We start from the raw sequence: 23671 nt of genomic DNA, 5'->3' as shown, positions 1-23671 counted from the left end.
GGCAAGTTTTTTTAGAGTGGACTTGATTAACTGGGCGGGCGTTTCCCCGACTCCGGCGTGCATCAGTGGCATATTTACCACATATGCGGGCGTTACTCCGACTGCGGCGCGGATCGCACAGCGGCAGGCGATCCGCTCCCGCGCCCCGGCCGCCAGCTCAGCTGGCGCAGCAGCCGCTCCACCGCTGCGGCCGGGGCGTGACACAGCCGGAACGAGCGGGCGCCCTTGCCGGTCGCGATGCTGACCGACAAGCTCGCTCGGCCTCGGCGCCTCTGCATAGGGGAAAGGCTCATCCGATGCCACTGGATGCGCCTGCCCGGCAGCAGCAGCTCGGAGCGGATGAGCGCGCCGCGGCGCAGCGACAGCTGGCCCGCCTCCAGCGCCCAAGCCGCGTGGCGGTGCTCCAGCAGGCCGTACGCGAGCACGGCCGCTGGAAGCAGCGCGGCCAGCCAGCGGTACGGCTCCGGGATCCAGATCCACCCGGCCGCTGCCGGCAGCAGGCTGGCGAGCGCCGGCCAGCCCGCGTAGGCCGTCCAGGCGGAGCGCTCGAGCCGGCTCCAGTCCGCCGGCAGGACGAACGCCGGAGCAAACTCCCGCAAGAACGCCTCCGCCTCCGCACGCTTCAGCACCGGAAAGAGCAGCAGATGGCGCTCTTTCTCCTCGGCGTTGCCGGCGATGAAGGCACGCACCGCCATCCAGCCGAGCGGCCGATGCAGCAGCGGCTGGGCGAGCTCCAGCGCCTGGATGCGGGCGATGTCAATCGTCTGCCGCTTCTTCTCCAGCAGGCCGCGCTCGACATGCAGCTTGCGCCCGCGGCGCTCGAGCCGGAAGCCCCAGTTCGCATTAAGGAGCTGCAGCGCGGTCAGCAGCCAGGCGGCGAGCAGCAGCAGCAGGCCCGCGACCGCGAGGACATAATCCCCGAACAACTGCTCCAGCTCGGCCTGCACGTCCAGCCTCCGAAGCCAGCCGCTGTCCGCCGCGCGCGAAAGCAGTCCGGCCAGCAACAGAAAGACGAGGCCGGTCCGGTACGAGGTGAGCGCGTAGCCGAGCAGGTCGCCCGGCCGGATCTTTCGCTGGCCGACCGTCAGCTCGGTCCGCCTGCCTGCCGCCGAAGCCGCTGCTGCCGCCGAAGCTGCCGAAGCTGCCGCGTCGAACGTCGGCTCCGGTTGCCGCGCCGCGTCAGACGCAGCCAGGACAGCGCCGGCTTCGCGCTCGAGCCCATCGGCGCCTATGTCTCTCCTCGCTTCGGGCGCGGCGGCTTGCCGCACGGCTTCAGCCCCCGCGCCCACGCCGGCGGCAGACTCCTCCGGCTCGGCCGCTCCGGCCTCCGCGAAGCCGAGCAGCCGCTGCAGCCGTGCCGCCTCGGCGGCGGATAGCGACGGCAGCACGGCTTCGGCCTTCTCGCCGCCCCCAGCCGTCTCGATGCGGAGCTGGACGAGGCCGAGCGCGCGCTCGGCGAGATTTTGCCTCGTGTCGACGGACTGAATGCGCTCGCGCTGGATCCAGATCGTACGGCGGCTCCATACGCCCTGCTCGATGCGGATCGCACCCGCCTCCGCGGCGTAGCCGAAGCGCCTCCAGCGCAGCCAGGCGGCGGCGAGCAGCGCGGACAGCCCGACGCCCCCGAGCAGCGCTCCCAGGCCGACCCGGCTCACATCCAGCCCCGTCGCTCTCGGCACCCACAGCACAAGCAGCGGCAGCAGCGGCAGCATGCCGTACATTTCCTTGACTCCCTTCGCCAGGAAAAACAGCATGGAGGCGGGATGCACGCGCCGCAGCTCTGCGGAGGCGGCCTCAGATCTCATCGTCGGCCCTCCTCGTCAGCTCCGCCAGCCGGCTCCGCATCGCCTCGGCCTGCTCCTCCGGCAAGCCGGGGATGGCGTGGCTGCCGGCCGCCGTCGCCATCGTCAGCGTCGCGATGCCGCAGCGCTTCTGGATCGGGCCTTGCTTCGTGTCGATATGCTGGATACGCGCGACCGGGACAAGCGTGCGCTTGCGGACGATGAAGCCATGGGCCAGCTCGATCTCATGCTCCCGCACGAGGTAGCCCCAGCTGCGATGCAGCAGCCTCGGCAGCCACAGCAGCTCCAGCGCCGCCCCGGCCAGCGCGAGCGCTCCGGCGCCGGCCGCAATCCACCACGGCCAGCCGAACCGGGCGCTCAGAAGAGCCAGCGCCAGCACGACGGCGGCATATACGCCGCTCGTGACCGCCCCCTCCAGCCGGCGGGCGCGGATGACCCGCAGATCGAGCGGACGCAGCGGCTCGCTGGAGGACGGTTCCCCGTCCGTCGCGAATGGCCGCTCCACCTGCCCTCCTCCACCGGCTCCCGCCTCGCCGTCCGGTCGCTCTTGCGCTTGTCCGGCAGCGGCGCTCATCGGCTCCGGCGCCGGTGCCGCTCCGCCCGTGACGATCGAGCGCTCCGGCTGTCGTTGATCCTGCTCCATGTCCGCACCCCTCCTGATTGATGTCCGTCCTCGCTTCACCCGCTTCATACGCGCCGGACGGCCGCAGCGTTGCCGCGATCGGGAGGAGCGTCCGCTATTTCGACGAAGCGTCGTGAGGCTCGATCTTCTGAAGCACCGCATGGCGGAATCGGTTCCGGTCGACGACGATGCGATATTCCCGTCCGACCTCCAGCAGCGGCAGCAGCAGCTGCGGCGCCTCGGCTCGCAGGTCCTCGCCGTCCTCCGATGCGAACACCAGCTCTTCTCCTTCAATCGCCTTCAGGACCGTAACGGCTTCCTGGCGTCCATCCCGATGCACATGGTCCATCCACAGCGCGGCAAGCGCAAGCCCGAGCAGCCCCAGCACGACGGCCGATACGGCGTTGAGGCGGGACTTCTGCTTCCGTTCGATATCGCTCTCCCTCTTTCTGCTTGATTATTCTTGGCGCCCGAGGCGCGGCTCCCCCCAGCATACCACAGACGAAGGCGCTTTCGGCAGCCGCTCCGGCCGCAAGCGAAAAAGCCGGAGGAGCGGGGACCTCGCCCCTCCCATCCGGCTTGCCGCGGAGCGGCCGCGCCCGCTTCCTTCACGCTCCGCCTCCCTCCCGGCCCTGCGCGCCGCCTTCCGGCAGCGTCACACGGAACGCCGCTCCCTGGCCCGGCTCCGACAGCGCCTCGATGTCTCCGCCGTGCAGACGGGCGATGCGCTGCGCGATCGACAAGCCGAGCCCGCTGCCCGCGCCCGACGGCGGCGATGCCTGCCCGCCTCCCGGAGACAGCGGCCGGAGATCTCGCCGAGGCGCGCCGCCGCCTTCCGCGAGGACGCCTGCGGACGAGTCCTCCGGCGCGAAGCCCTCCCGATGCGGGCCGGCGGATGAATGCTCCGTCATGCCGCCGGCCTGCCAGGTGCGCGCCCGGTCGGCCTTGTGGAACCGCTCGAAGATGTGCGGCAGCTCCTCCGGCGGGATGCCCGGCCCTTCGTCCGCGATGACGACCTCGAGCCAGCGGCCGGCGGTCGCCTTCCGGTTGTCCCGGCGCTCCTGCGAGCGTCCTGCCGGCCGCCCCGTCCCCTCCGCGAGCGGATGATCCATGTCGGCGCTTCCGTCCCGCCCGTTCTCCAGGACGCGCAGCGAGACGCCGATGACGCCGCCCTGCGGACTGAACTTGATCGCATTGCCGAGCAGGTTCAGCCAGATTTCGTAGAGCAGCCCTTCGTCCGCGAAAACTGTCCGCTCCGGCAGCTCCAAATCGAGCTCCAGCTCCTTGAAGGTCCACTGCCATTCGAGCAGCAGGATCGCCTGGCGCAGCTGCTCGTCCAGCCGGAACGAGCGCCTGTCGAGCGCCCGGTCCGGCCGGTCCACGTCGGCGAGCAGCAGCAGCTGGCGGCTCATCGAGCTGAGACGGCGGCTCTCCTCGTCGATGATCGTCAGATAGCGGCGCGCCTCCTCGTCCCGCGCGGCCGCCGCGCCGTCCAGCAGCGTGCGGATGAAGCCGCGGATCGACGTCAGCGGCGACTGGAACTCATGCGAGACGTTGGCGACGAACTCCTGGCGCATCCGGTCGAGCTGGCGCACCGCGCCGGCCATCGCGGTGAACCGCCGCCCGAGCTCGCCGATCTCGTCGCGGCGGGCGGTGTCGACGCGCACGTCATAGTCGCCGGCCGCCATCCGCTGGACCGCGCGGGTGAGCCGCTTCACCGGCGCGACAATCAGTCGGCTCAGCGCCGCGATGAGCAGCAGGCTGAGGCCGAACGTGCTGGCGAGCAGCACGGCGAGGATGATCCGCACCTCGCCGATCTGGCTTTCCAGATCCGGACGGATGAAGACGGCATCGATGCCGCCGTCCGGGCGGGGCAGCGGGAAGCCGTATGTGTTCCGAGGGCTGTTTTCAAAATAGGCCAGCAGCTTGAACCGCCGGTCCTCCTCGGTCATGCCGGGGTAGATGCCGCCGGACCGCACCTCGCGCACAGCCTTCTCCGGGGGGAGGAAGCCGTGCCGAAAAGCCGCTCCGTACGTCTGCGCCGAGCCGTCAGGCCGCACGACGTAAAGCTGGTAGCTGAGGCCGGACACCGCCTGCAGCGTCTGCTCCCTGCGCTCCGCTCCGGCAAGCGCGTCGAGCTCGCGCACCTGCCGTGACGCCTCCTCCATCGCGTGCTCGCTGCCCGACTTGAGCTTCGCTTCATAATAGAAGCTCGTCACGGCGAGGCCGCCGAGGCCGCTCGCGAGCGCGATCAGCACGAAGATGAACACGATGCGGAAGTAGAGCGTCCTCATCCGCGGCGTCCTCCCGGCTCGAGCTTGTAGCCGAGCCCGCGGATCGTGACGATCGTAAAATCGTCGCGGTACGCCTCGAAGCGCTCCCGCAGCCGCTTGATATGGACGTCGACCGTGCGGCTGTCGCCTTCGTAGTCGGCGCCCCAGATGAGCGAAATCAGCTGCTCCCGCGTATGGATGCGCCCCGGCTGGCTCGCCAGCTGCGAGAGCAGCTGGAATTCGCGGAGCGGCAGCGTGAGCGTCTCGCGGCCCGCCGTCACCTCGTAGCTCTGGCGGTCGATGACGACCCGCCCGAGCGCGATCGTCTCGGAGCTGGCGATCCGGTAGCGGCGCAGCAGCGCCCGGATGCGGAACAGCAGCTCCTGCGGCTCGAACGGCTTGACGAGATAGTCGTCGGTGCCGGCCGAGTAGCCCTTTTCCTTGTCGGCCATCTCGCCCTTCGCCGTCAGCAGGATGACCGGCAGGTCGTAGTGCCGGCGGATCTCCTCCGTCAGCTGCAGCCCGTCCTTATGGGGCATCATGACGTCGACGACGGCCAGATGAACCTGCTCCCGCTCCAGCACGGCAGCCGCCTGCTCGCCGTCCGCCGCCTCGGCGACCGCGTAGCCCTCCCTCGTCAGCACGAGCCTCAGCAGCTCGCGGATATGGGGATCGTCGTCGGCGACGAGCACATGGATCCGCATGTTGTCCTCTCCTTCGTCCCCTGCCGCTGCGGGCCGGGCTTCTCTGTCCGTATCATGCCTCATGCCGGGGGGCGAAAGCAAACGGATCGGCAGGGATGAGGCCGCCGGCAGCGCCGATGGGGCCGCCGGCAGGATAAAAAGCCGGAGACGGGGTTCGTCTCCGGCAAGATGGCTTCCCGACTGCCGCAAGAACGGCAGCCGTGGACGTCTATCTCGGGCCTTAGAAAACCCGGATAAGCGTAAGCGAAGCTCCCTGGCCGCCATCCAGATCGACCGAGCCCGCGATGGAGCCGAACAGCTGCAGGGAAACGACATCTCCGGCATTCAGCCGGATGAGCCCGGATGCTTGCCAGCGGCTCTGGCTCGACTGGTTCAGGTTCGAGAATTCCGGTATTTCCAATTGGTTGACAAGGATTCGAGAATTGGCGGCTCTCGTCTGATTGCTGCGAATGCTGTAAGACAGATAGTAATAGCCGCTGCTGTCGATGGTGAATCGGCCGCTCGATATATCCGCAGCAATGGAGCTGTTGGGCGTTGAGGTGAGCTGAGTGAAGCGAATGTTGTTTCCATTCGAATCGAGTATAATCCTGTCTTCGGGAATCGTATTGTACGCCGACATGCTCGGCAGGTAGCCCGTTCCGGCCGGCCCCGGATCGCCTTGCGCGCCCTGCGGGCCTACCGGTCCCATAGCTCCCTGCGGGCCTGCAGCTCCCTGTGGACCTGTGGCTCCCGCGGGACCTGTCGCGCCGATGTCGCCCTGGTCGCCTTTCGGGCCTGCCGGACCCGCTGGTCCTTGCGCGCCGGTGTCGCCCTTGTCCCCTTTGGCTCCTGCCGGACCTGCCGGGCCTTGCGCGCCGGCGTCGCCTTTGTCGCCCTTCGACCCTTGAGCGCCGGTCGCGCCGCTCGATCCCGCAGCGCCGGCGTCGCCCTTATCGCCCTTATCGCCTTTGTCGCCTTTGTCGCCTTTGTCGCCCTTATCGCCCTGGTCGCCTTTGGCTCCTGCCGGCCCTGCCGGGCCTTGCGCGCCGGCGTCCCCTTTGTCGCCCTTCGACCCTTGAGCGCCGGTGTCGCCCTTGTCCCCTTTGACAGGAACGACAGCGGTCGAGCCGGACGCGTCGCCGGCTTTTCCGAGCGTCAGCTTCTTCTCCTTGGCGTTCCAGGACGCCGTCAGGCCGAGCGCATCGGCCAGCGCCCGCATCGGCAGGAACAGCGTGTCCTGCTGGAACAGCGGCTGCACGGCTTTGCCGTCCGCATCGACGAGAGCGGTCAGCTTGCCGTCGAGGTAAAATGCGATGTCCAGCCGCTTGAGCTCCAGCTGCTGGGCGGGCGCGATCCGGTCCACCGCTTTCGCCGTCTGGCCGCTCGCCAGCGTATCCAGCCGCACCTCCTTCTTCGCGCTGTCCCACTCCGTCTTGTAGCCGGTCGCGGCCGCCACGGAGCGGATCGGCACGTACAGCACGCCGTCCGCGATGATCGCATCGGTCGTCGTTTTCGAGCCGGATACTTCCACCGATGTCTTGAGCGTCGTGCCGCTCTTCGCCTCGTTCGCGGCGAACGCCGTTCCGCCGAGCGCGGAAGCCAGCAGCATGGCTGCCAGGAATGCGCTTGCTTTTTTCATTTCACCTTACCTCCTGATAAAAAGTATCCTTCTATAAAAATGCACAGTGAGAGTATCGTCATTACGGGAATGAAAACGGATAGATCCATCCTAAAGCGAACGGAACGAAGGAACCGCCCAAAGCCGATCTCCGCGTGCAGCGGGCATGCTGGAGATCGCCCGCCCGTACGTCGCGAGGGACTCGCGTTCTCCCGGCCGAAGGAAGCGGCGGTCCACGAAGACAAGCCGGAGAAAGGGCTCGTCTCCGGCTGAAAAGAAGCCTTCTGCAATGACGCCGGCTGGACGCGGCCCGAGCCGCATCCGGTCAGATCGTGCTGTCGAGGGCGATCCGGATCAGGGACAGGGACGCTCCTTGTCCGCCATCCAGTTGAACGCTTCCCATATAGTCGTACAGCTGCAGCGATACCACGTCGCCCGCTTGCAGATGAATGAGTCCGGCCGCCTGCCAGCGGGACTGGCTCAAGCCCAGGTTGTCGTTCGACAGCTCTGTTTTCTCCACGTCGTTGACCACAATGCGCGAGCTCGCCGGCGCGGCCGACGTGCTGCGGATGCTGTAGCTCAAGTAATACCAGCCGGACTGAAGGACGGTGAAGCGGGTGTGGTCGCCGCTCCTGGAAAATGCGCTGTCCGAGGCGACAAATGTCGGCAAGGGAATGCTCGTGCCTTGCAGCAGAGTCGAAACCACGCCGTTCGAAGTGTACGCCGACATGGCGGGCAGCGATCCCGTTCCTGCCGGTCCCGGATCGCCTTTTGGACCTTGCAGGCCTTGCGGACCTTGCGGACCAGGGATTCCTTCGGGACCGACGGCTCCTGCCGGGCCTACCGGACCTTGCGGGCCGGTGTCGCCCTTGTCGCCTTTCGGGCCCGCCGGACCCGTTGCGCCCGTGTCGCCCTTGTCGCCTTTAGCTCCTGCCGGACCCGCCGGGCCTTGCGCTCCGGTGTCGCCCTTGTCGCCTTTTTCGCCCTGCGGACCCGCCGGACCGGTGTCGCCTTTGTCGCCTTTGTCCCCTTTGTCGCCTTTCGGACCCGCCGGACCTTGCGCGCCGGCGTCGCCTTTTTCACCTTTGTCGCCTTGAGCGCCGGTCGCGCCAGGCGCTCCTGCAGGGCCGGGCGAGCCGGTGTCGCCTTTATCGCCCTTGTCCCCTTTGTCCCCTTTGTCTCCCTTGTCGCCCTTGTCCCCTTTGACAGGAACGACAACGGTCGAGCCGGACGCGTCGCCGGCTTTTCCGAGCGTCAGCTTCTTCTCCTTGGCGTTCCAGGACGCCGTCAGGCCGAGCGCATCGGCCAGCGCCCGCATCGGCAGGAACAGCGTGTCCTGCTGGAACAGCGGCTGCATGGCTTTGCCGTCCGCACCGACGAGAGCGGTCAGCTTGTCGTCGAGGTAAAAAGCGATATCCAGCCGCTTGAGCTCCACCTGCTGGGCGGACGCGATCCGGTTCACCGCTTTCGCCGTCTGGCCGCTCGCCAGCGTGTACAGCCGCACCTCCTTCTTCGCGCTGTCCCACTCCGTCTTGTAGCCGGTCGCGGCCGCCACGGAGCGGATCGGCACGTACAGCACGCCGTCCGCGATGATCGCATCGGTCGTCGTTTTCGAGCCGGATACTTCCACCGATGTCTTGAGCGTCGTGCCGCTCTTCGCCTCATTCGCGGCGAACGCCGTTCCGCCGAGCGCGGAAGCCAGCAGCATGGCTGCCAGGAATACGCTTGCTTTTTTCATTTCACCTTACCTCCTGATGAAAGATTTTTTGCTATAAAATAGAAAGATTTTCGGAACTTACTATAAGAAAAAAGGGAGGATTAATCAATAAGAACTTTGCGCTTCGGGAGCCGCGCGCTGCAGGCATCCGCAAAGGCTTCCTGAGCCGTTTTCCCGCCTTGGAGCCCTTCTGGCGCTTCCAGGCAGGTTGGAGCTTCCTCTTTTCTTTTCTGGCGGCTATACTAGCGGAACAAGGAGATGGACAGCGAAGAGGAGGCCGAAACGATGAAACCAGCCAAAGTCGATCCCCGCGTGCAGCGGACGCGCCGGCTGCTGCGGGAAGCGCTCGTGCAGCTGACCGAGGAGCGCGGCCTGGACGGCTTCTCCGTGCAGGAGCTGGCCGACCGGGCGACGGTCAAGCGGGCCACCTTCTACCTTCATTACGAGGACAAGCAGGCGCTGCTCGCCGACTACATCGCGGAGCTGCTGGAGGAGCTGCGCGTCGCCGTGTTCGATCCGGGCGGCCAGCCGCCGGACTACGACTATGCGAGCGGCGAGCCTCATCCGAGCTTCGTACGGCTGTTCCGGCACCTGGCGGAGCGCTACGACGTCTATCACGCGCTGCTCGTCCGCAGGCGCGTGCCCGAGCTTGCCGCGGGCATGCTGGAAGTCGTCCGCCAGTTCGTGGCCGAGGGACTTGCCTTCGCCCAGCCGGACGACCGGCTGCTGACCGCCCGCCGCGACGTGACGCTCAAGTATACCGAAGCCGCCTATGTCGAGGTCATCATCTGGTGGATCGAGCAGCAGATGCCCTATGCCGAAAAGGAGATCGCCGCGCAGCTCATGGACCTGTCGATCTTCGGTCCGTATCGGGAGCTTCCTGCCTGGGCAGGCTCCGGGCGCGAAAAGACGAGCGGTTAAATCGGCCGGCTCGCACGGTGGACAGGTCATTTGCCGCTCAGAAGCGAGAAGGAACGAGAAAAAGCAGAGATGGAAGTTAAACGGTTATTTGGCATGTAATGAATGAGCAGATTACAGGATGAAAAGGAGACTTTGCTGATGCTTCAGAGAAGAGAAGAACTGCAAGCCATCCTGGACCGGGCTGCCGATCAAGCGAGGACGGAAGCCAAACGAGCTGGGGCATCCATTTATTATATTAGAGAAAAGAAAAGAATCCGCGAGTCCGCGGACGGGAAGAAGTTTGAAATCATGATTGACGAATCGGGCAACCGAGTCGAACGGGTACTGCATGAGCCGTAAACCTGTCATGACGGTCTTTGCCGGAACGGAGCGGGGAAAAGCACCTTGAGCCGGCTGATGAGCCAGATTGTCGCAAATGTCCAAGGATCAAGGATATCAGATTGTTCTCTATTACATCGGACTAATGGATGTGCACATGCATATTGACCGGGTGGCATCCAGAGTGGAGCAGGGAGGGCATTGGATTTCCGAAACGGATATTCGGTGGAGGTATGGGCAATCTCTTCAGAATCTTGGCCCCGCCCTCGGAATAGCGGACGAAGTCATTCTTATTGATAATACGGATACACCCGCTATTATTGCTGAGATCGCCTCGGATCAGCTATTAAGTTGTATTAAAGAACCTCCGGAATGGGCGATGAAGGTATTGGTCAGGTACGGCACTTCGACAAGTTAAACGGCCTCTGTGGAAGCTACTGATCGTCACAAGCCTCCCGCTCGCAAGACGGACAGGTCCGCACCGCGCTGCGCGCAGAAAAAGCCGTTTCTTTCCGTCCACACGGAAAGAAACGGCTTTTTAGACCCGCACGGGGCGAATGAAGCGGGCGCGCCCCGCGTCTGGCTCGGGCCGTCTTTCCCGTCAAAAGCTTACAGAGCCGTCCAGCCCCCGTCGATGACGAGCTCGGAGCCGGTCATGAAGCGGGACTCGTCCGAAGCGAGGAACAGCACGCCGTACGCGACATCCTCCGGCTTGCCGAAGTACGGCAGCTGGGTGAACGTCTGGTAATACGGCATGGCGTCCTTCATCGACGGCTCGGTCATCGGCGTGACGATGATGCCGGGATGGACGGAGTTGACCCGGATGCTCTGCTTGGCGTATTCGACGGCAGCCGCTTTCGTGAGCGTGCGCAGGCCGCCCTTGGCCGCTGTATAGGCGCTCGAGCCGGCCATGCCGACGATGCCCCCGATCGAGGAGATGTTGATGATCGAGCCGGCGCCGGCCTTTTGCATTTCCGGAATGACCGCCTTCATGCCGACGACGCAGCCGGTCAGGTTGATGTCCAGCACGCGCTGCCACTCCGCCAGGTCCAGGTTGCCGATCGTCGTGCGCGCCGAGATGCCGGCGTTGTTGACGAGGATGTCGACTTTGCCGAAGCGGGCGACCGTCTCCTCGACGACCTTCGTCCACTCCTCTTCGGAAGCGACATTATGCCGGAGCGCCAACGCCTCGCCGCCTGCCGCCTTGATCTCCTCCGCGACTTGATTCATCGCATCCAGGTTCACATCGGTCAGCACGACCTGCGCTCCCTCGCGCGCGAACAGACGCGCCTCCTCCGCTCCCATGCCCGTAGCCGCTCCCGTAATGATCGCCGTCTTGCCTGTCAGACGTCCCATCGTTGTCATTCCCCTTTCGATCTGGTTTAAGCGCCGCGCGAAGCGAGGCATCGGCCTGCGGCGAACCGCAGCGCCTTCAGCTTGCCCCCAAGTCCTGCAAACGCTTTAATCTCTTCCGCTTAAGTATACGTCATGTCGTCCATTATGTGAAGTTATGTACATAATGTATATTAAGTTTTCAGAGGAAACAACTGGAGGAGGAACGGAGATGAAATACATCGAAGCCGGCATCGGCAACCGGTGGTGGCTGCGGACGGAAATCGAGCACGCCGACGGCACGGAGGAGGAGCGGCGCGGCGCGGTCGGACCGATTCGGATCCGGTCGCTGTATGTCCGTCTGTGGATCGGGCGCCGCGTGTACATTCTGGATACGCGGGACGGCTGGAAGTCGGGCCGCAAGCGGCAGAAGCGCTTCAAGCTGGTGCTCGGCCTGTGCGGCTTCATGGAGTAGAGGCGCGGCTGCGCAAACGAAAGACAGGGATTATCCAGCTGCCGCGGCCAGAGAATCCCTGTTGGAACAACGCGTCCAAATAAAAAAGCAGCCGCAAAATGCGGCTGCCTGCAGGACAGGACGAACCAGGCCGCCCGCAGCTCCAACGATACTCACAGACGCTATTTACGCCAAAAGAGGCTCGCAAAAAACGTAACGATACGGAGCGGGCTTATAGCTCCAAGATGAGCTTTTCCCCCGCCAAAAAGGCTGAATAGCGCTCGTCGGTATCGTTAGATCGCAAAAACCATCCGATTCGGGCTAGTCGCGGATTTCCGCGATCAGCTCGATCTCGACCGGCGTGTGGAACGGCAGATCGCTCGTGCCGATGGCAGAGCGGGCATGGCGGCCGTTTTCGCCGAACACCTCGATCAGCAGATCGGACGCCGCGTTCATGACGTACGGCTGGTCGCCGAAGCCCGGCGCGCTGTTGACGAAGCCGAGCAGCTTGACGATCTTGACGACGCGGTCGAGATCGCCGAGGTACGCCTTCATGGCGGCGAGCAGGTTGACAACGACCTGGCGGGCCGCTTCCTGGCCCTGCTCGATCGTCAGGTCGGAGCCGACCTTGCCTTCGTACAGGAGCACGCCGTCGATGCGGCAGTCAAAGCCGGACGTGTAGATCAGATTGCCCGTCCGGTTGACCGGGATGTAGGAGAATTTCGGGGCCGGCAGCTCCGGCAGCGTGATGCCGAGCTCGGCGAGACGTTTTTCGATGATGGACATGAGTTCGTTCCTCTCTTCTTGGGAAATGGGGGCCGGCGAAATCCCGGCAAATCCGCCGGCGACAGCCTGGAGCCGCTTGCTCCGAGCCGACTTGGCCCAGAGGCGATGCCGCATCGGCCGGCCTCGGCCTCAGCGGCCGGCGCCGCCATGCGCGTGCCCGTGGCCGCAAGCGCAAGACGAGGCGCGCAGGAAGCCGCCGCCGCGCGCGCCGGTATGCGCGCCGTCCTGCATGGCGATGCGGCCGGCGACGACGACGGTCGAGATGCCTTCCGGCTGCTGCTTCGGTTCGGAGTAGGTGGCCGTGTCGCGGATCGTATCCGGGTCGAAGACGACGAGGTCGGCCGCGTAGTCCGGCACGATCAGGCCGCGCTTGCCGAGGCGGAACCGCTGCACCGGGAAGCTCGTCAGCTTGCGCACGGCGTCCTCGAGCGTCAGCACGCGCTCCTCTCGCACATATTTTGCGAACACGCGCGGGAACGTGCCGTAGAGGCGCGGATGCGGCATGCCGGTCTCGCAGGTGAGGCTGTCGGAGGCGATGAGCGAGCGGCTGTAGCCGATGACCTGGCGCACGTCGTCGTCCGACATGTGGAAGTAGACGATCGGCACCTGGCCGTCCTCCTCCAGCAGCAGGTCCATCATGCAGTCGGCCGGGTGGACGCCGCGCGCCTCGGCGATCTCGGCGATGTGCTTGCCCTCGAGCCCGGCGTTCGCTCCGCTCGCGGAGGCGACGAAGACGCTCTGCCAGCCGGTCGAGCAGACGAGGTTGTCCCAGTCGTCCTGCTCGCGGCCGAGCTCCTCGCGGATGCGGCGGCGCAGCGCCGGGTCGCGGAACGCCTCGAGCGCCCCCGGGATGCCGCCCTCCAGCACCCACGGCGGCAGGATCGTCGTGAGCGACGTGGAGCCGGCGTTGTACGGATAGACGTCGACGGTCACGTCCATGCCGCGGGCGCGGGCGTCCTCGACGAGCTCCATCGCCTCGAGCGCCTTGCCCCAGTTGGCTTTGCCGGCGGCCTTGAGATGGCTCACATGCAGCGGGATGCCCGCCTGCTCGGCGATCCAGATGACCTCCCGCACGGACGGCAGCAGGTTGTTGCCCTCGCCGCGGATATGCGTGCTGAGCAGGCCGTCGTAGCGCGGCAGCACCGAGCACAGCTCGGCCAGCTCCTCCTTGGACGTGTAGCTGCCGGGCGAGTAGAGGAGGCCGATCGACAGGCCGATCGCGCCGGCTCGCAGTCCTTCCTCGAGCAGCTCCTTCATGCGCTGCAGCTCCGCCGGCGTCGCCGGACGGTTGTCGAAGCCCATGACGGCGATGCGCAGCGCGCCATGCGCGACATAGGTCGCCATATGCTCGGCAGGAGCGGAGCGGCCGACGTAGTCCATGTATTCCCCGACGGTATTCCACTGCCAGTCCTGCTTCGTGCTGCCGATGACCGGCGAGATGTAGCTGCGCAGCAGCTCCTCGCGGTCCGGAAACACCGGCGCCGGCGCGAGGCCGCAGTTGCCGACGACCTCGGCGGTGACGCCCTGGCTGAGCTTGATCTCGCTGAGCGGGTGGTCGAGGATCATCAGGTCGGAGTGGCAATGGCCGTCGATGAAGCCCGGCGCGATGACCTGGCCTCGGACGTCGACCGTCGCGGCCGCCTCCTCGTCGATGCGGCCGACGGCGGCGATGCGTCCGTCCTTGACGCCGACGTCGCCCCGGTACCACGGATTGCCGCTGCCGTCGACGATGCGGCCGTTTTTGAGCACTAGATCCAGCATGGGTTGGTCATCTCCCTCATTGAATGCAGCCGCGCGCGGCGACCGGCACCCGGCGCAGGCCGGACTTGCCGCTCACGTACACGCTGCCGTGCAGGTTGACGGTGCTGCAGATATGGTTCGGCACGATGCGCAGCATGTCGCCGGGCTCGCAGGTGTCGTCCGGCGAGATGCGGATGACGCCGTGCTCCTCGTTCATGCGCTCGAACACCGCATGCGGCAGTCCGATGACGCGGCCGAAGCCCTGCAGATGAAGCGGCGGCTTATCCGGCTGCACGTCGGTGGCGAACGTCTTGCTGCCGCCGTCGATGACGATGCGGTCCGGGGCGGGACGGCTGACGACGGTCGCCCACACCTCGGCGGCGCAGTCCTCCGGCCGGCAGACGCCGAACGCCGTCTGCATCCGATCCTGAAACACGTACGTGCCGGGCCGGATCTCCGTGACGCCGTCGATCTCGGCGGCGTAGATCGCCGTCGGCGTCGACCCGACGCTCACATCGCGGATCGCGATGCCGCCCCGGCGCAGCGTCTCGGCGACGCCGGCCATGAGGCGGCCTTCCTCGTGGCCGGCCGCCCGCAGGTCGAGCGTCGGCGCTCCGCCGAGCATCGCGCCGCGGTAGGTGAAGATGCCGGTCAGCGACAGCCCCGGCATCGCCGCGATCTCCCGCGCGAGCGCAAGCGCCGCCTCGGGCGGCACGCCCGTGCGCTGCAGGCCGCTCTCGATCTCGAGGCGGACCTCCAGCGCCAGCCCGGCGGCCTCGGCGGCCGCCGACAGCTGCCGCGCGCCGGCGAGGCTGTCCACGCCGACGAGCAGCCGGACGCGCCGCGCCAGCTCGGCGGCGCGCCGCGCCTTGACGGCGCCGACGACGGGATAGGCGACGAAGATGTCGCCGATCCCGCCGTCCGCCATCGCCTCCGCCTCCGACAGCTTGGCGGCGGTGATGCCGCAGGCGCCTGCGGCGACCTGCCGATGCGCCAGCTCCGGCAGCTTGTGCGTCTTGACATGCGGCCGCAGCTGCACGCCGCGCCGCGCCGCCTCCGCGGCCATCGCCGCGATGTTGGCGTCGACCGCCTCGCTGCGGATGACGACGCAGGGCGTGTCGATGCCGTCCGCGAGCCTTTCCCCCGCTCCAACCGCTGCTTCGTTACGCTCCATCTCCATCGCTCCCCTTCGCTTCCTCCAGATCGCTGTACAGCGTGTACTTCGAGATGCCGAGGTAGGCGCATACCTTCTCGCCCGCCTTCTTGATCAGAAACGCGCCCTTGCGGTCGAGCAGCGCGATGAACCGGATTCGGTCCTCGCGCCCCATGAGCGCCGGCGGGCAGCCGACGGCGTCCTCCGCCTCCTGGATGAGCGAGTCGAGCAGGTCGCTCACGTTGCTCACGAACGACTCCCGGACCGGCGGCAGCTCCTGCAGGCCGATCAGCCCTTGAAGCGCTTTCTCCGCGGCCATCAGCTCGGAGATGTCCAGGTTGATGCAGAGCGCGCCGATGCCCTGGCCCTCGTCGTCCTTGAGGTAAATCGAGGTGGAGCGCAGCAGCCGCCCGTCCTTCGTGCGCGTGACGTAGTTTTGCCGGTGGCCGCCCTCGGACGTGCCGCGCATCACCTCGAGGCCGAGGTTCGTGCCGGGATCGCCGACCTTGCGGCCGGTCACCTGCCCGTTGGCGATGAACACGATCGTGCTGTCGTACGGCCGCGACCAGTCGTGGATGACGACCTCGCAGCGCTCGCCGAACTGCGCCGCGATGCCTTGCGCCAGCTCCGTCAGCATCGGCAGCATGGCGGATACGGTTTGCATCGGCTTGGCTCCTTTCGCTTCAAATTGACGAATTCCGTCATCCGAATGCGGCTTTCATTCATTTCGATTGGTTCTATCCTACACCCGCACAGGCCGAATCGGCAAACTTTTTTTCTGATTCCTGACGTTTCGTCATGGACGGAGAGGAAAAGCGATCGCAGGCCGGCAGGAGGGGACAACTTTTCCGCACCTTGCCGCGTTCAAGAATGAGAGCCGTAGACTTGCGGACACACAGACAAAGCTTGCGACGGGAAAGAGGAGAGTCGGCATGCAGAAAAAAACGACGAAGACGGACGGGCCGCAGAAGAGCTTGATCGAAGGGCTGTACGAAGCCCATCTGCCCGTATCGAATCTGGAGCGAAGCCGGGCGTTTTACGCGGGTCTCGGCCTTCGCCAGGCTTGGGAGGACGAGGACACCGTCTTTTTCTGGATCGAGGAGGGCAAGAGCTGGATCGGCCTGTGGCTCGCTCCGGAGCTGGCGGCGCTGCCCTATCATCCGGCCATCCGGCATGCGGCGTTCCGCGTCGATTGGGAAGGGCTGCTGCGCAGCGCGGCCTGGCTGAAGGCGCGGGGAATCGAGCCGGCGCCGTTCGGGCGGCAGCCGGACGCCGCCCCGTTCGTAAGGCCTCATCAGGCCAACGCGTCCATCTACTTCGACGACCCCGACGGCAACAGCCTCGAGCTCATGTGCTCCGTGGAGGTGCCGGCGGACTGGCGGGAGCACGCGGGCAAAATCCCGGCCGCCGACTGGCCGCCGGGCAACGGAGGGACAGCTTGAAGCGGGCGGCCGCCTGGCTGCTGCCGCTTCTGATCTTTGCCGCCGGATCCGCCGCCGCAGCCTGGCTGCTGATCGGGCCGCCCGCCTCCGGAGACGGCTGGGCGGCCATCGGCAAGGCCGCTCCGGACGAAGCCGCCTCGGCGCGGAAGAGGGCGGTGCTGGCCGCATATGCCGGCCTGACGCCGGAGGAGAGCCGGCTGCTGCCGGCCAGCCCGAAGGATTCCGCCGTCTTGGCAATGACGGCAGGCCCGGAGCTGGCGCAGCGGATCGGCGCGGAGCATGAAGGCCGGACCGTGCATGCGGTCCGCTTCCGCGTCATAGGGCCGGGCGATGCGGGCACGCTGACCGTGTACTTGTCGCAGGACGGCAAGACCGTACTGGGCAAAGAGCGGGCCCGCTAGCGGATTTTTTCCGGCTGCAGCTCCGGCTGGCGCATCCGGGCGGCCGGCAGCCCGACTTTTTCCGGCTGCAGCTCCGGCTGGCGCATCCGCGCAGCCTGCAGCACGACTTTTTCCGGCTGCAGCTCCGGCTGGCGCGTCCGCGCGGCCTGCAGCACGACTTTTTCCGGCTGCAGCCTCTACTCGCGTTGCTCCAGCCTTCTTCCCTGCTTGCCCGCGCGATCCAACCTCGAAAACGAAAGGAGCCTTCATCCACGGTGTGGATGAAGGCTCCTTGTCGACGCGCTGACGATTCTAAAGGGGGCTGAACCTGCCCTTCGCGAGCCGCCGGCCTTGGGCATCGGCGGCCCTGGCAGGCTTGACGCTCGCCTGCGCCTCGCCGGCGCTTACGCGCGGGCCACGCCGCCTACGCTCGCCGCGCCGCCTACGCTCGCTCCGCGCCTCGCCCGCCCCTGCGTCCGCACGCTGCCGTGCCCCGCCTTACGCCCGCGCCGGAGCCGGGACATCCTGCGGATGCGGCTCCGTCACCAGCGCGACGGCATCGGCGTTGCTCTGCACCTGCTGCGGATTTTTGCAGCCGGGAATGACCGACGTCACCGCCGGATGGCGCAGGCACCAGGCGAGCGCCCATGCCGCCATGTCGACGCCCGCCGGCACTTCATCCGCGGCGATGCGCTCCACTTCCTCGAGGCGGCGGCGCACCTGCTCCGCATCCTGGCGGTGGCGCACGTCGGTCGCGCCGAACTCCGTGCCCGGCTTGTACTTGCCGCTCAGGAAGCCGCTCGCCAGCGGCACCCGCGCCAGCACGCCCAGATCCTGCGCCTCGCAGGCCGGGAAGACGCGCTCCTCCGGCTTGCGGTCGAGCCGGTTGTAGACGACCTGGATCGCCTGCGAGCCGACCCGCGTCGAGGCCTCGGTCTGGTGGAGGTTGTCGTTGCTGCCGATGGAGGTGCCCAGATGGCGGATCTTGCCGGCCTGCACCTGCTTGTCCAGCGCCGTCCACAGGTCGTCGTTGTCGAACGCCGCGTCCGGACCCGAGTGGAACTGGTACAGGTCCACGTAATCGGTGCGCAGCGCTTTGAGCGAGGCGTCCAGCTGCCGCACGACATCCTCCGCGTCGTACACGTCGGTCCGCTTGAACCGCTCGTGGAAATGATGGCCGAACTTCGTGGCGACGATCCAGTCCTCGCGCCTGCGGCGGCTGAGGTACCCTCCGATGAGCTGCTCCGACAGATGGTCTCCGTAGCATTCCGCCGTGTCGATGAGGTTGATGCCGAGCTCCGCGCCCTTGTCGAGAATCGCGTCCGCCTCGTCCTGCGAGAAGTCCATGCCCCACTCCCCGCCGAATTGCCAGGTGCCGATGCCGACGACCGACACGTTCAGCTCCGTTTTGCCCAAGCGACGATATTTCATTGGCCAATCCCTCCTTTTCTTCCAGCTTACCCGCCTTTGAAAACGGATGCAACCGCCGACGCCCTCAACTCCGTCCGCAATGCCCGTCCTGCCGCCCGCCGGCACTCCCTATTGCCGAACCGGATTTTCCAAGGTATAGTAAGAGCACTTTCATAGCATGCATGGGGGCTCGATGAAGTCGGGCTGAGACTGCGGCCGCATGCCGCTGACCATTGATCTGATCTGGGTAATGCCAGCGTAGAGAGAATGCATCGCGCCAACTTGGGAAAGGCCCTGTCCGCTTAGGGACTTCCGTCCGCCGCTCCGTCCGGGCGGGCGGAGCCTTTCCTGTCCGGCCTGCCGCGCGCAGGCCGGCCGAGTCCTGCGTTCCGCCGCCATAGGGGGACGCGAGGCGCGCCTGTCCGATTCCATCTGCCCGCCGGCTGTCCGGCGGGCTTTTTTTCGCATTCGCCGACAGCAGCCGCTCCGGGATCATGCCGCTGTGAGAGACCGATTCCCCATCCGAAAGGAAGCTGATCCCATGTCCACCGCACCAGCCTCCGGCCGCGCGACGCGCGCCGGCAATCGCCTCACCCTCGCCGACATCCTCGTCACGATCGTCGTCTCGGTCGTCTTCGGCCTCGTCTACAAGATCTGGGGGCCGATGTACGACGTCCTCAAGCCGCTCGGCCTGCACGCCGAGCAGCTCAGCTACGGCATGTGGTTCATGGCCGGCACGTTCGCGTTCCTGCTCATCCGCAAGCCCGGCGTCGCCATCCTCGCGGAAGTCGCCGCCGCCGCGATCGAGGCGTTCCTCGGCGGATCGTGGGGCATCTCGACGCTCTGGTACGGCCTGTTCCAGGGCCTCGGCGCCGAGCTGTTCTTCGCGCTGTTCCTGTACCGCAAGGCCGGTCCGATCGTCGCCGTGCTCGCCTCCGTCGGCGCCGCCGTCGCCTCGATCTTCATCGACCGCTACTACGGCTACATCGACCAGCTCGCGTTCTGGAACTACGCGCTGTTCGTCTCCATGCGGCTGCTCGGCAGCGTCGTCATCGCCGGGCTGTTCGCCTGGGCGCTCGCCCGCGCGCTGGAGCGCACCGGCGTGACGAGCCTGCTGCGTCCGGCTTCGGCCAAGGACTACGACGCGCTGGATGGCTGAGCGGATGAGCGGCCTCAACCGGGGCGCGGCAGCGCCGGGTAACGAGGCGGAGTCGGGGAACGCGGAGGAGTCGGGAAAAGCGGCCAGTCAGGACGCGGAGCGCGCGGCTGCCGGCTCGCTGCGGACGGAAGCCGCCGGAGCGCCTGCCCGGAGCGGCGCTGCGGCCGTGCCGGTCGCGGCCGAGGCGATCGGCCTGCGGCTCAAGTACCCCGGCGAAGAAGCGCCGCTGCTGTTCCGCGACCTCGACGTGACGATCCGGCGCGGAGAGAAGGTGCTGCTGCTCGGACCGAGCGGCTGCGGCAAGTCGACGCTGCTGCAGGTGCTCGGCGGCCTCGTGCCGTCAGCGATCCCGATTCCGCTGAAGGCGGAGCGGCTCGTCGTGCCGGAGCGGCCCGGCTACGTGTTCCAGGATCCCGAAGCGCAGTTCTGCATGCCTTATGCGGACGAAGAGATCGCTTTTGCGCTGGAGAACCAAGCCGTCCCCCGCGAACAGATGCCGGAGCGGATCGCGGCCTGCCTCGAGCAGGCCGGGCTAGAGCTGCCCGACCCGCACACGGCCGTCTCGGAGCTGTCCCAAGGCATGAAGCAGCGGCTCGCCGTCGCCTCGATGCTGGCCGTCGATCCTGACGCGCTGCTGCTCGACGAGCCGACCGCGCTGCTCGACCCGGAAGGCACAGCTCAGGTATGGGACGCGCTGCGCCGCATCTGGGACGGCCGGACCGTGCTCATCGTCGAGCACAAGATCGACCTCATCGCCGGGGATATGGACCGCATCCTGCTGTTCTCGCCGGACGGACGGCTGGAGGCGGACGGCCCGCCGGAGGAGATCTTTCGCGACTGCCGCGCGCAGCTGCGTCGCTACGGCGTCTGGTACCCGGGCTTCTGGGACGATGAGGCAGCGGCAAAGGCAGGCCGCTTCGGCTCCACGGACGGCGGAGCGCATGCGGGAGCGGCGGCTCCGCTCGATGCGGCCGACGAGACTCATGTCTTGCCGCATGCGCCCGTTCCGGCCGGCGGCGGGACGCTTCTCGCAGCGGCAGCGGCAGCGCCAGGCGCGGACGCTTCTGCCGCGGCTGCACCCGCTGCAGGCACGCCGCCGCTTCCCGCCCCGCTGCTGGAGCTGGACGGCTTCGCCGGGATGCGGGGCCGCGAGGTCAAGGTGCGCGCCGACCGGCTGTCCGTCTGCGCCGGCGACTGGATCGCCGTCACCGGAGCCAACGGCGCCGGCAAAAGCACGCTGCTGCTCGCCATCATGCGGCTCGTCCGCAGCGAAGGGCGGATGCGCCTTTTGGGCGCGCCGGAGGCCCGGCTGCGCAAGCCCCGGCAGGCGGCGGAGCTGGCGGCGTACTGCTTTCAGAACCCCGAGTTCCAGCTCGTCACGGACAGCGTCGCCGAGGAGCTGGCGTTCTCGATGCCGGAGCGGCTGTCACCGCCCGAGCGGGACGGCCGGGTCCGGACGCTGCTGGAGCGGTTCGCGCTCGCCGGGCTGGAGCGGCGCCATCCGTACCAGCTGTCGATGGGGCAGAAGCGCCGGCTGAGCGTCGCCTCCGCGATGGCTTGCGGCCAGCGGCTGCTGCTGCTCGACGAGCCGACGTTCGGCCTCGACGCCGCCGGCACCGTTTCGATGATGGAGCAGCTCGAGGAGCTGCGCCGCAGCGGCTGCGCCATCCTCATGGTGACGCATGACGACGAGCTTGTCCGCCGCTTCGCCACCCGCCGCTGGCAGGTGGAGCAGGGCGTCGTGCGGGAGCTTCCCGCTCCGGCGCGGCCTGCTCCCTCCTCGCCGCCCGATGACGGAGCGAGTCGTCGACCGGGCCGCGGAGCGGCCCCCGCATCGGATCACAAACCGGATTACGAACCGGATTACGGAGCGGATCCCGCTGCAGAAGCCTCGCCGACAGGCTCTCCCGAGGCGGCCTTGGCCCGTTCCGTCTTGCCGAAAGGAGCGCCGACCCGATGAACCTTTCCTTTCCGTACCGCGAAACGTGGCTGCACCGTGTCAATCCGACGCATAAGCTGGCGGTGTCGGCGCTGCTGTTCCTGCTCGTGCTGCTGACGCATGACCCGAACGTCATGCTGCTGCTCGCCGTCGCCGCGCTGCTGCCGCTGGCGCTGTTCTCCGGGCATCCGCCGCTGCGGCTGCTGCTGTACGCCTCGCCGTTCCTGCTGCTGTTCGTCAGCTCCGCGTCCGGCATGATGATGTTCGGCAGCGGCGAGACCGTCTGGTTCCAGTACGGCCTGATCCGCATCACCGAGGAAAGCTTCTACCGCGGCCTGCATCTCGGCTTCCGCTCGCTGCAGGTGGCGGCCGTCGGCCTCGCGTTCGCGCTGACGACGCGGCCGGTCGCGCTGTTCTACTCGCTCATGCAGCAGCTGCAGCTGCCGGCGCGCTACGCCTACAGCTTCCTCGCGGCGTTCAACATGCTGCCGCTACTCGCGGAGGAGTTCGTCACGCTGCGTCAGGCGCTGCAGATCCGCGGCGGCCGCAGGCCGCGCGGCCTGCGCGGCTTGTACGAGCGGCTGCGCATGTACGCGATTCCGCTGCTGGCGCAGTGCATCCGGCGCGCCCATCGGACGGCAGCGGCGATGGGGGCCAAGCGCTTCGCCAGCGGCGCGGGCGCGCGCACCTTCTATTACCGCTATCGCCTGTCCGCCGCCGACGCCGGCTATGCGCTCTATGTGCTCGCCTCGACGCTGCTCGCCTGGCAGCTTGGCCAGCATTGGCCGCTGCTGCCGGTCAAGAGCGTTGTCTGACAGGGACGCTCGAGCGGAGTTTTTCCGCGCAACTCCGGCGTCAGGGCGTCTGCTCGAGCAGAGTTGCTCGGTTTTTCCGCGCAATTCCGGCCTCAGGGCGCCTGCTTGAGCAGAGTTGCTCGGTTTTTCCGCGCAACTCCGGCGTCAGGGCGACCGCCCGAGCAGAGTTGCTCGGTTTTTCCGCGCAACTCCCGTCAACATCGTTCCCTCCGCCTACCTCACTTCACCCGCCCGCTGACTCGATTTTAGAATCGCCTTCCTTCACGGTAAGCGGCACTACGAAACTCTGCACCCGCCCAACGCAAAAAAAGGCTGCCCGCTCATCTCGAGGATGAGCAGGCAGCCTTTTTGGCGCTTGCCGAATCGGAAGCTTACAGCTTCACGACGTTTTCGGCTTGCGGTCCGCGGCTTCCGTCAACAACGTTGAACTCGACCGCTTGGCCTTCGTCCAGCGTCTTGAAGCCTTCGCCCGTGATGGCGGAGTAGTGTACGAATACGTCGCTACCGCCTTCAACTTCGATAAAGCCGTAGCCTTTCTCAGCGTTGAACCATTTTACTGTACCTCTTTGCATGTGTTACACCTCCTGCCGTACTGAGATCTAACCTTTGTATCTGAGATGCAACATATTCAGGGTTATTAAGCAATAACGCAACCAATATGAAGATTCAGCCGAGTGGTTATTACGGTTATGGTAGCATATCCATGAAAGCAATTGCAACCGGACTTCCAGCAAAAAGGGAAAATTTTCTGACTTCGGCCGCCCTGTTCCTTCCTCTACGTCCAAGCCCAGAAAAAGCCGTCCCGGTCCCAGGCGATCCGCCCGCGATGGAGCTTGCGGAACGCCTTCTTGACCTCCTTCTCCAGCGAGACGTTGCCCGCCTCGTTGACGAACACGTACGCCTCGCCGTAGACGCCGCGCACATGCTCGATCGCTTCCTCCTGGCGCAGCATCCCCCTGTCGCGGATCGTCTCGACCATCCACTGCGCGATCTCGGCTTCCTTGCTCAGGCTTTTCTCAGCGGAGCCTTCCGTTCCTTCGCCCTGTCCCTCTGCAGTCGTGCCTTCCTCGACCTCAGCCGCAGCGCCGCCGCTGCCGGCGGCTTGCT

Annotated in this window: 24 protein-coding genes and 1 riboswitch; of the genes, 8 read left to right on the top strand and 16 right to left on the bottom strand. The window is 66.6% G+C overall.

Annotated elements, in window-relative coordinates:
• Positions 1-92: 92 nt before the first annotated feature.
• From GE073_RS01940 to GE073_RS25725, 7 genes are all read right to left on the bottom strand, one after another.
• The gene (locus tag GE073_RS01940) at positions 93-1805 is read right to left on the bottom strand and encodes a PH domain-containing protein (RefSeq protein ID WP_153782642.1); all 1713 of its coding nucleotides are present in this window, start codon (positions 1803-1805) and stop codon (positions 93-95) included.
• The gene (locus tag GE073_RS01935; RefSeq protein ID WP_194843241.1) at positions 1795-2445 is read right to left on the bottom strand and encodes a PH domain-containing protein; all 651 of its coding nucleotides are present in this window, start codon (positions 2443-2445) and stop codon (positions 1795-1797) included. Before GE073_RS01935 ends, GE073_RS01940 begins: the two co-directional genes overlap by 11 nt.
• A 94-nt stretch (positions 2446-2539) precedes the next feature.
• On the bottom strand, positions 2540-2812 hold the full coding sequence (locus tag GE073_RS01930) for a hypothetical protein (protein ID WP_153782639.1): 273 nt from the start codon (positions 2810-2812) through the stop codon (positions 2540-2542).
• Between the two features lie 220 nt (positions 2813-3032).
• On the bottom strand, positions 3033-4718 hold the full coding sequence (locus tag GE073_RS01925; protein WP_153782638.1) for a sensor histidine kinase: 1686 nt from the start codon (positions 4716-4718) through the stop codon (positions 3033-3035).
• Entirely contained in the window at positions 4715-5401 is a 687-nt protein-coding gene (locus GE073_RS01920) for a response regulator transcription factor (RefSeq protein WP_028599369.1), read from the bottom strand. The genes GE073_RS01925 and GE073_RS01920 overlap by 4 nt, the downstream gene beginning before the upstream one ends.
• Before the next feature lie 220 nt (positions 5402-5621).
• A complete protein-coding gene (locus GE073_RS01915; protein WP_153782637.1) occupies positions 5622-7019 on the bottom strand; it encodes a BclA C-terminal domain-containing protein in 1398 nt (465 codons plus the stop codon).
• Between the two features lie 304 nt (positions 7020-7323).
• Positions 7324-8736 (bottom strand): BclA C-terminal domain-containing protein, encoded by a 1413-nt coding sequence (locus tag GE073_RS25725; protein ID WP_153782636.1) that lies wholly within the window; start codon positions 8734-8736, stop codon positions 7324-7326.
• A 264-nt stretch (positions 8737-9000) separates the two neighbouring features.
• Between GE073_RS25725 and GE073_RS01905 the strand changes: the two genes are divergently transcribed.
• Complete coding sequence (locus GE073_RS01905; RefSeq protein ID WP_194843240.1) at positions 9001-9636, top strand: TetR/AcrR family transcriptional regulator; 636 nt, start codon at positions 9001-9003, stop codon at positions 9634-9636.
• Positions 9637-9774: 138 nt separating this feature from the next.
• Positions 9775-9975: a hypothetical protein gene (locus tag GE073_RS01900; protein ID WP_153782633.1), complete on the top strand. Its 201-nt coding sequence runs from the start codon at positions 9775-9777 to the stop codon at positions 9973-9975.
• 588 nt (positions 9976-10563) lie between these two features.
• Here GE073_RS01900 and GE073_RS01895 read toward each other — a convergent pair.
• Positions 10564-11310 carry an SDR family NAD(P)-dependent oxidoreductase gene (locus GE073_RS01895; protein WP_153782632.1) on the bottom strand — a complete coding sequence of 249 codons (747 nt, stop codon included), beginning with the start codon at positions 11308-11310 and terminating at the stop codon, positions 10564-10566.
• 208 nt (positions 11311-11518) lie between these two features.
• Here GE073_RS01895 and GE073_RS01890 point away from each other — a divergent pair, with 208 nt between their 5' ends.
• On the top strand, positions 11519-11761 hold the full coding sequence (locus GE073_RS01890) for a DUF3977 family protein (RefSeq protein ID WP_153782631.1): 243 nt from the start codon (positions 11519-11521) through the stop codon (positions 11759-11761).
• A 300-nt stretch (positions 11762-12061) separates the two neighbouring features.
• Here the strand turns inward: GE073_RS01890 and GE073_RS01885 are convergent, their stop codons facing one another.
• The 4 genes from GE073_RS01885 to GE073_RS01870 all read right to left on the bottom strand — a co-directional run bounded on the left by GE073_RS01885 (position 12062) and on the right by GE073_RS01870 (position 16083).
• Positions 12062-12526 carry a RidA family protein gene (locus GE073_RS01885; protein ID WP_028599365.1) on the bottom strand — a complete coding sequence of 155 codons (465 nt, stop codon included), beginning with the start codon at positions 12524-12526 and terminating at the stop codon, positions 12062-12064.
• 129 nt (positions 12527-12655) lie between these two features.
• Entirely contained in the window at positions 12656-14287 is a 1632-nt protein-coding gene (locus GE073_RS01880) for an N-acyl-D-amino-acid deacylase family protein (RefSeq protein WP_153782630.1), read from the bottom strand.
• 16 nt (positions 14288-14303) lie between these two features.
• Positions 14304-15440, bottom strand: a complete 1137-nt coding sequence (locus GE073_RS01875) for an alanine racemase (protein ID WP_228551231.1) — start codon at positions 15438-15440, stop codon at positions 14304-14306.
• Positions 15430-16083: a helix-turn-helix transcriptional regulator gene (locus tag GE073_RS01870; RefSeq protein WP_153782627.1), complete on the bottom strand. Its 654-nt coding sequence runs from the start codon at positions 16081-16083 to the stop codon at positions 15430-15432. The genes GE073_RS01875 and GE073_RS01870 overlap by 11 nt, the downstream gene beginning before the upstream one ends.
• A 310-nt stretch (positions 16084-16393) precedes the next feature.
• Here GE073_RS01870 and GE073_RS01865 point away from each other — a divergent pair, with 310 nt between their 5' ends.
• Together GE073_RS01865 and GE073_RS01860 are read left to right on the top strand one after the other, a co-directional pair.
• On the top strand, positions 16394-16861 hold the full coding sequence (locus GE073_RS01865; protein ID WP_028599361.1) for a VOC family protein: 468 nt from the start codon (positions 16394-16396) through the stop codon (positions 16859-16861).
• Complete coding sequence (locus tag GE073_RS01860; RefSeq protein ID WP_153782626.1) at positions 16858-17262, top strand: hypothetical protein; 405 nt, start codon at positions 16858-16860, stop codon at positions 17260-17262. The genes GE073_RS01865 and GE073_RS01860 overlap by 4 nt, the downstream gene beginning before the upstream one ends.
• Here GE073_RS01860 and GE073_RS01855 read toward each other — a convergent pair.
• Together GE073_RS01855 and GE073_RS01850 are read right to left on the bottom strand one after the other, a co-directional pair.
• On the bottom strand, positions 17259-17417 hold the full coding sequence (locus tag GE073_RS01855; protein ID WP_153782624.1) for a hypothetical protein: 159 nt from the start codon (positions 17415-17417) through the stop codon (positions 17259-17261). The genes GE073_RS01860 and GE073_RS01855 overlap by 4 nt on opposite strands.
• A gap of 322 nt (positions 17418-17739) precedes the next feature.
• Positions 17740-18672, bottom strand: coding sequence for an aldo/keto reductase (locus GE073_RS01850; RefSeq protein ID WP_153782623.1), 933 nt, complete (start codon positions 18670-18672; stop codon positions 17740-17742).
• 151 nt (positions 18673-18823) lie between these two features.
• Positions 18824-18933, top strand: a riboswitch (TPP riboswitch).
• Positions 18934-19192: 259 nt separating this feature from the next.
• On the opposite strand from GE073_RS01850, the gene GE073_RS01845 reads away from it, so the two are divergent.
• From GE073_RS01845 to GE073_RS01835, 3 genes are read left to right on the top strand one after another with little or no spacing between them, the layout of a single operon-like run.
• On the top strand, positions 19193-19810 hold the full coding sequence (locus GE073_RS01845; RefSeq protein ID WP_028599357.1) for an ECF transporter S component: 618 nt from the start codon (positions 19193-19195) through the stop codon (positions 19808-19810).
• A 4-nt stretch (positions 19811-19814) separates the two neighbouring features.
• Positions 19815-21770: an ABC transporter ATP-binding protein gene (locus GE073_RS01840; protein WP_084137388.1), complete on the top strand. Its 1956-nt coding sequence runs from the start codon at positions 19815-19817 to the stop codon at positions 21768-21770.
• Complete coding sequence (locus GE073_RS01835) at positions 21767-22564, top strand: energy-coupling factor transporter transmembrane component T family protein (RefSeq protein WP_028599356.1); 798 nt, start codon at positions 21767-21769, stop codon at positions 22562-22564. The genes GE073_RS01840 and GE073_RS01835 overlap by 4 nt, the downstream gene beginning before the upstream one ends.
• Positions 22565-22935: 371 nt before the next feature.
• On the opposite strand, the gene GE073_RS01830 is transcribed toward GE073_RS01835, so the two are convergent.
• Both GE073_RS01830 and GE073_RS01825 read right to left on the bottom strand, forming a co-directional pair.
• Positions 22936-23136, bottom strand: a complete 201-nt coding sequence (locus GE073_RS01830; RefSeq protein ID WP_028599355.1) for a cold-shock protein — start codon at positions 23134-23136, stop codon at positions 22936-22938.
• Positions 23137-23339: 203 nt separating this feature from the next.
• Complete coding sequence (locus GE073_RS01825) at positions 23340-23573, bottom strand: DUF6953 family protein (protein ID WP_028599354.1); 234 nt, start codon at positions 23571-23573, stop codon at positions 23340-23342.
• Between the last annotated feature and the right edge of the window lie 98 nt (positions 23574-23671).

It is taken from the genome of Paenibacillus sp. B01 (assembly GCF_009649995.1).
GTDB classification, from domain to species: Bacteria; Bacillota; Bacilli; order Paenibacillales; family Paenibacillaceae; genus Paenibacillus_O; species Paenibacillus_O pasadenensis.
Note: the sequence above shows the minus strand (reverse complement) of the source record. Positions and strands in the feature narration are given on the sequence as shown.